Genomic DNA, 7,089 nt, shown 5'->3' with positions numbered 1-7,089 from the left:
GCGCCCGCTTACACTGCCGCGATGAACTATCGCCACGCCTTCCATGCCGGCAACCATGCCGACGTGCTCAAGCACATCGCCTTGCTGGCGCTGATCGACTCGCTCAAGCGCAAGGACACCCCGTTCTTCGTGCTCGACACCCACGCCGGGCGCGGCCGCTACCCGCTCGGTGGCGAGGAAAGCCGCAAGACCAGCGAAGCCGATGCAGGGGTGATGCGGTTAATGGCCGAATCCACCTTGCCGGAGGTGGTCGAGCGCTACCTGCGCGCAGTGCAGGCCGACAACCAGCCCACCGTGCGCGCCGCCGCCCCCGGGCAGAAGCCGGCCCGCCCCACTGCCGGCATCCAGCTCAACCATTACCCCGGCTCGCCGCTGCTGGCGGCCCAGGCGCTGCGCGAACAGGACCGCATGGCGTTCTGCGAACTGCAGCCGGACGAGGCCCAGGCGCTGAAGCACCTGTTCGACAGGGACAGCCGCGTGCGCGTGCACGCCGGCGACGGCTATGCGGCGATCCGCGCCTTCCTGCCGCCGCGCGCGGGCGACACCAAGATCGGCCGCGGGTTGGTGCTGATCGACCCGCCCTACGAAGTGCAGGATGCCGAATACCCGCAGATCATCCATAGCGTGCGCGAGGCCCTGGCGCGCTGGCCGCAGGCGATCTGCATGGTGTGGTACCCGATCAAGCTGCGCCGCAGCCTGCAGCCGTTCCTGCGCAAGGCCGCCACCCTGCCCGCCAAATCGGTGCTGGTCGCCGAGCTGCAGGTGCGCCCGGACGACTCGCCGCTGCGCCTGACCGGCAGCGGGTTGTTGATCGTCAACGCACCCTGGCAGTTCGACCAGGTGCTGGCGCCGGCCTTGCCGGTGCTGAAGAAACACCTGGGCGAACCCGGCGCCTCGACCCGGCTGGAGTGGCTGCGGCAGGACGCCTGATCCGCCGCCGGCCGTCACCGCGCCAGGCCCCTGGTGCGCACTCGCTGCATGCCAGCAACGGGCTGTCCTGCACTGACTGCCCGGCCGCCGGGATGGCGCGCTCGGTCGTCCGGTTGCCACATCGCCGCCCGGAGGTGGATTGACCGCGCCGGGCCAGCGTTGTCCCGACACTCTCACGACTGGCTCACGGCTCGGCTCGTTACAGTTGCGTGGGAAGCACTGCCACCCCCTGTTGGCCCTTGGCGACGCACCGGATTCATTCACGGTTGCGCGCCGAGCTGGTGCCAGAATCTTCCGATCTTTAAGGAATACCGGTCATGGCCATTCGCAATCGCATGCCTCCCTGGCATGAAAACTTCAGCCTGCCCAATGGCCGCACCCTGTTGCTCCGCCCGATCCGTCCCGAGGACGGCCCGCCGCTGCAAGGCGCGTTCAGCCTGTTGGGGCCGGAGGAGATCCGCGCGCGCTTCGTGCGTTCCTCCGCCGAAATCACCCCGGAGATGGTGCAGCGCCTGACCCATCCCAACCCCAAGAGCGAAATCGTGCTGGTGGCCGCCGAACAGCTGCCGCCGGGCGAAGCCCTGGTGGGCGCGGTGGCGCGCGCCGCGCTGGTGCCGGGCACCCGCCAGGCCGAGTACACCATCCTGGTCAGCAGCTTCGTCGCCGGCCAGGGGCTGGGCCGGCAACTGATGCGCAAGCTGGTCAAGTGGGCACGGCGCAAATACCTGGATTGCCTGTTCGGCGACGTGCTGCAGAGCAACGTGCCGATGCTGCAGCTGGCCGAATCGCTGGGCTTCAAGCCGCAGGCGCATCCGGAGTCGCCGGAGTTGGTGCGGATGGTGCTGGAGTTGGATGCTTGAGGGCCGGGAATCGGGAATCGGGATTTGGGAATCGGCTTAGAGCTGGCGATCTGCGGCTTAGCTGCAAGGCCCTTGCCCAGACACCATCGCGGGACACGCTGCAAGTACGTCCTTGTAAGCTCTGGCGCGGCATCCATGCCGCTCAAGGTCCCGCGACGATAAGCGGGCAAGGACCAGTCGAGTCGGTCGGTGTGCATAGCCTTCAATAAAACCACCAGCAAACTCTCTGGCGCGGTGCCCTGACCGCTTGCCGGACCGTTGGCGGCATGGATGCCGCCACCGAGCCTCCACGGACGGATTCACGGCGTGTCCCGCAAGCGGTGAGGGCACCGTGCACTCGCCCAGCGTGGCTTTGGACTTTCCAGCCCCCACAGAGAGCCGCCAACAAGACAGCTGCACGAGTTCGCAAGGGCTGTAGCCCCGCAGCGCCGTTCTGCATGCACGGTACGAACCACCTTTCACGCCAGATGGACCGGGCACTGCGGGGGCTCTGATAAAATCGCGGGCTGATGCCGTCGCCTACCTACCCCTCTCCGCCGCTGCCCAAGTCTGGCCAGCTCCGCGCCTATTGGCGCGCACCGTCGTCTCCCACTGCGTTGGCCTGGTCGATCGCCCGGGCTGCCGAGGCGCACGCCGGGCCGCTGTTGGTGATCGCGCGCGACAACCAGAGCGCACACCAGATCGAGTCCGATCTGCATGCCTTGCTGGGTGAATCCTCGTCGCTGCCGGTGGTGCCGTTTCCCGACTGGGAAACCCTGCCCTACGACCAGTTCAGCCCGCACCCGGAGATCATCAGCCAGCGGCTGGCTGCGCTGCATCGCCTGCCCGGCCTGAGCCGCGGCGTGGTGATCGTGCCGGTGCAGACATTGCTGCAGCAGTTGGCGCCACTGAGCTATATCGTCGGCGGCAGCTTCGATCTCACCGTTGGCCAGCGGCTGGGTCTGGAAGCGGAAAAGCGCCGTCTGGAAAGCGCCGGTTACCGCAACGTCCCGCAGGTGATGGACCCGGGCGATTTTGCAGTGCGCGGCGGCCTGCTGGATGTGTTCCCGATGGGCGCGGACACGCCGCTGCGGGTGGAGCTGCTGGACGAGGACATCGATTCCATCCGTGCCTTCGACCCCGAGTCGCAGCGCTCGCTGGACAAGGTGGACGCGGTGAAGATGCTGCCCGGCCGCGAAGTGCCGATGGACGATGCCAGCATCGACCGCGTGCTGGCCTGCCTGCGCGAACGTTTCGACGTGGATACCCGCCGTAGCGCGCTGTATCAGGACCTGAAATCCGGCATCGCGCCCTCTGGCGTCGAGTATTACCTGCCGATGTTCTTCAGCAAGACAGCCACGCTGTTCGATTATCTGGACGCGCGCGTGCTGCCGCTGATCGCCACCGGCGTCTCCAACGCCGCCAATGCGTTCTGGACCCAGGCGCAACACCGCTACGAACAGCGCCGCCACGATGTGGAGCGGCCGCTGTTGCCGCCGGACGAGCTGTATCAGTCGCCCGATGCGCTGCGCGAGCGGCTCAACAAGCTGGCCCGCATCGAAGTGTGGCCAGCCGATCACCCGCGCATTGAGGACGCCGCCGCGCTCGGCGACCAACCGTTGCCGCCGCTGCCGGTGGCCGCCAAGGACGCACCCGCCGGGCAGGCGCTGGCGTCCTTCCTGGGCCATTACCCGGGCCGCGTGCTGGTGGCCGCCGATTCGGCCGGCCGTCGCGAGGCCTTGATGGAAGTATTGGCCGCCGCACCGCTCAAGCCGGAAGTGGTCGCCGACCTGCCTGCGTTCCTGGCCGCGGCCACGCTGCGTTTCGGCATTACCGTGGCACCATTGGAAGATGGGTTTGCGCTGAATGACCCGCAGATCGCGGTGCTCACCGAGCGCCAGCTGTTTCCCGAGCGGGCCAACCAGCCGCGCCGTACGCGCCGGGTGGGACGCGAGCCGGAAGCGATCATTCGCGATCTGGGTGAGCTGTCCGAAGGCGCGCCGATCGTGCACGAGGATCACGGCGTGGGCCGTTACCGCGGCCTGATCGTGCTCGATGCCGGCGGCATGCCCGGCGAGTTCCTGGAAATCGAATACGCCAAGGGCGACCGGCTGTATGTGCCGGTGGCGCAGCTGCACCTGATCAGCCGTTACTCGGGTGCCTCGGCCGAGACCGCGCCGTTGCATTCGCTGGGCGGCGAACAATGGACCCGTGCCAAGCGCAAGGCCGCAGAAAAGGTGCGCGATGTCGCGGCCGAACTGCTGGAGATCCAGGCACGTCGCCGTGCGCGCGCCGGCCTGGCGCTGCAGGTGGATCGTGCGATGTACGAACCGTTTGCCGCCGGATTCCCGTTCGAGGAAACCGGCGACCAGCTGGCCGCCATCGATGCGACCCTGCGCGATTTGGCCAGCAGCCAGCCGATGGACCGGGTGGTCTGCGGCGACGTGGGCTTCGGCAAGACCGAGGTCGCGGTGCGCGCGGCGTTCGCGGCAGCCAGCGCCGGCAAGCAGGTTGCCGTGCTGGTCCCCACCACGCTGTTGGCCGAACAGCACTACCGCAATTTCCGCGACCGTTTCGCCGATTACCCGATGAAGGTGGAAGTGCTCTCGCGCTTCAAGAGCACCAAGGAGATCAAGGCCGAACTGGAGAAGGTCGCCAGCGGCGACATCGACGTGATCATCGGCACGCACCGGCTGCTGCAGCCGGACGTGAAGTTCAAGGATCTCGGGCTGGTCGTCGTCGACGAAGAGCAACGCTTCGGTGTGCGGCAGAAGGAAGCGCTCAAGGCGATGCGCGCCAACGTGCACCTGCTCACGCTCACCGCCACGCCGATCCCGCGCACGCTCAACATGGCCATGGCCGGGCTGCGCGATCTGTCCATCATCGCCACCCCGCCGCCGAACCGCCTGGCGGTGCAGACCTTCATCACCGCCTGGGACAACATCTTGCTGCGCGAAGCATTCCAGCGCGAACTCAGTCGCGGCGGCCAGCTGTACTTCCTGCACAACGATGTGGAAAGCATCGTGCGCATGCAGCGCGATCTCTCGGAACTGGTGCCGGAGGCGCGCATCGGCATCGCGCATGGGCAGATGCCCGAGCGCGAGCTGGAACGGGTGATGCTGGACTTTCAGAAACAGCGCTTCAACGTGCTGCTGTCGACCACGATCATCGAATCGGGCATCGACATTCCCAACGCCAATACCATCATCATCAACCGCGCCGACCGCTTCGGCCTGGCGCAGCTGCATCAGTTGCGTGGCCGCGTGGGCCGTTCGCATCACCGCGCCTACGCGTACCTGGTAGTGCCCGACCGCCGCTCGATGACCTCCGACGCGGAAAAGCGCCTGGAGGCAATCGCCTCGATGGACGAACTGGGCGCCGGTTTCACCCTGGCCACGCACGACCTGGAAATCCGCGGCGCCGGCGAACTGCTGGGCGAAGACCAGAGCGGGCAGATGGCCGAGGTCGGTTTCAGCCTCTACACCGAATTGCTGGAACGCGCCGTGCGCAGCATCCGCCAGGGCAAGCTGCCCGACCTGGATGCCGGCGAGGAGGTGCGCGGTGCGGAGGTGGAACTGCACGTGCCCTCGCTGATTCCCGAGGATTACCTGCCCGACGTGCACACCCGCCTGACCCTGTACAAGCGCATTTCCAGCGCACGCGATGCCGAGGCCTTGCGCGAACTGCAGGTCGAGATGATCGACCGCTTCGGCCTGCTGCCGGACCCGGTCAAGCACCTGTTCGCCATTGCCGAGCTCAAGCTGCAAGCCAACGCGCTGGGCGTGCGCAAGCTGGATCTGGGCGAAAACGGCGGGCGGCTGGTGTTCGAGGCCAAGCCGGCGATCGACCCGATGACCATCATCCAGATGATCCAGAAGCAACCAAAGATCTACACCATGGATGGCCCGGACAAACTGCGCATCAAGTTGCCGCTGCCCGAGGGCGCCGACCGTTTCAATGCGGCACGCGGCCTGCTGGCGGCATTGGCACCGGGGTAACACAGCCCCATTGCAAGGCTTCACCTGCGGTTTTGGTGTACTGGAATTGCCAGTTTTCGTTACTCTACGTGCTGATTTCTGGCAGTTTTCGCCCATGCGTACACGCCGCCCTGCCGCCGAGCAATTGCCTGCCGATGAGCTGTTTCGTTCGCGTCTGGAGAACCGGCTCGACTTGCGCCATCCACTGGTCCAGCTGAGCCATCGGCTGCCGTGGAGTGCGTTGGAGCAGGCGCTGTAGCCGCAGTTGCCAGCCGCCATCGGCACAGGCGGTCGGCCCGCATTGCCGGTGCGTCTGATCGCCGGGTTGCTCTACCTCAAGCACGCCTACGACCTGTCCGTTGAAGCGGTGTGCGAGCGCTGGCTGGAAAATCCGTACTGGCAGTTCTTCACCGGCGAGGTGGTGTTCCAGACCTGCTTGGCGTGCGATCCCAGCTCCCTGACACGTTGGCGGCAGCGTCTGGGCGAAGCCGGTATGGAAGAGCTGTTGGCGCACACGATCAATACCGCTCACGCGATGAAGGCGGTGGATGCACCCGAGTTGTCGCGGGTGATCGTGGACACTACCGTGCAGGAAAAAGCGATCGCCCATCCCACCGACAGCCGTTTGTGTGAAGTCGCGCGCAAGAAGCTGGTGCTGCTGGCCAAGCGCCACGGCATCGCACTGCGACAGAGCTATGCGCGTCAAGGTCCAGCGTTGAGCCGCAAGGCCGGGCGCTATACGCATGCGCGCCAGTTCAAGCGCATGCGCAAGGTGCTGCGACGCCAGCACACGATCCTGGGACGCGTATTACGCGATCTGCAACGCAAGCTGGCCCAGCTGGAACCCATGGTGCGTGAGCGTATCGGTGTCTGGTTGGAGCGCGCACAACGATTGTTGAAACAGCGCCCCAAGGACAAACAAAAACTCTACGCCTTGCACGCGCCGGAAGTGGAATGCATGAGCAAGGGCAAGGCAAAGGCCCCGTACGAATTTGGTGTCAAGATCGGCATTGCGGTGAGTGCGCGCAAGGGCTTGATCGTGGGCGCGCGTAGTTTTCCCGGTAATCCCTACGACGGCGATACGTTGGCCGAGCAACTGGAACAGGCGCGCGGGTTGCTACAGGATGTGAATGTGATCCCGCAGGTGGCGATCGTGGGCCTGGGGTATTGCGCGCGCGACGTGGAGGGTGTGCAGATCCTGCATCGCGGCAAAGCCAAGACGCTGACACGACGACAATGGAGCTGGATCAAAGGATGGTCTGATCAACGCAGCCGGAAAACGAAACACGCCACATCCGCCGCGCTGAGGGCGCTCAAACCCCCGGTTTTTTGCCGTTTTCGGC

At 66.0% G+C, this 7,089-nt stretch carries 3 protein-coding genes and 1 pseudogene; all 4 read left to right on the top strand.

The features are described from left to right. Window positions 1–21: 21 nt before the first annotated feature. Complete coding sequence (locus tag XCSCFBP4642_RS0107890; protein WP_029219310.1) at window positions 22–930, top strand: 23S rRNA (adenine(2030)-N(6))-methyltransferase RlmJ; 909 nt, start codon at window positions 22–24, stop codon at window positions 928–930. A gap of 317 nt (window positions 931–1,247) precedes the next feature. Beyond that, window positions 1,248–1,790 (top strand): GNAT family N-acetyltransferase, encoded by a 543-nt coding sequence (locus tag XCSCFBP4642_RS0107885; RefSeq protein WP_029219309.1) that lies wholly within the window; start codon window positions 1,248–1,250, stop codon window positions 1,788–1,790. A 509-nt stretch (window positions 1,791–2,299) separates the two neighbouring features. Then, a complete protein-coding gene (gene mfd, locus XCSCFBP4642_RS0107880) occupies window positions 2,300–5,767 on the top strand; it encodes a transcription-repair coupling factor (protein ID WP_029219308.1) in 3,468 nt (1,155 codons plus the stop codon). A gap of 94 nt (window positions 5,768–5,861) precedes the next feature. Next, window positions 5,862–6,998: pseudogene (locus XCSCFBP4642_RS24310) on the top strand (IS5 family transposase); the annotation flags it as partial. Window positions 6,999–7,089: the final 91 nt, after the last annotated feature.

It is taken from the genome of Xanthomonas cassavae CFBP 4642 (genome assembly GCF_000454545.1).
In the GTDB taxonomy this organism is placed as follows: domain Bacteria; phylum Pseudomonadota; class Gammaproteobacteria; order Xanthomonadales; family Xanthomonadaceae; genus Xanthomonas; species Xanthomonas cassavae.
The sequence above is the reverse complement of the archived record's forward strand: the minus strand, read 5'-3'. Positions and strand labels throughout refer to the sequence as shown.

Bases quoted from the DNA above. Each gene is read 5' to 3' on its own strand.
- mfd (WP_029219308.1), top strand. From the start codon at position 2,300: ATGCCGTCGCCTACCTACCCCTCTCCGCCGCTGCCCAAGTCTGGCCAG.
- XCSCFBP4642_RS0107885 (WP_029219309.1), top strand. From the start codon at position 1,248: ATGGCCATTCGCAATCGCATGCCTCCCTGGCATGAAAACTTCAGCCTG.
- XCSCFBP4642_RS0107890 (WP_029219310.1), top strand. From the start codon at position 22: ATGAACTATCGCCACGCCTTCCATGCCGGCAACCATGCCGACGTGCTC.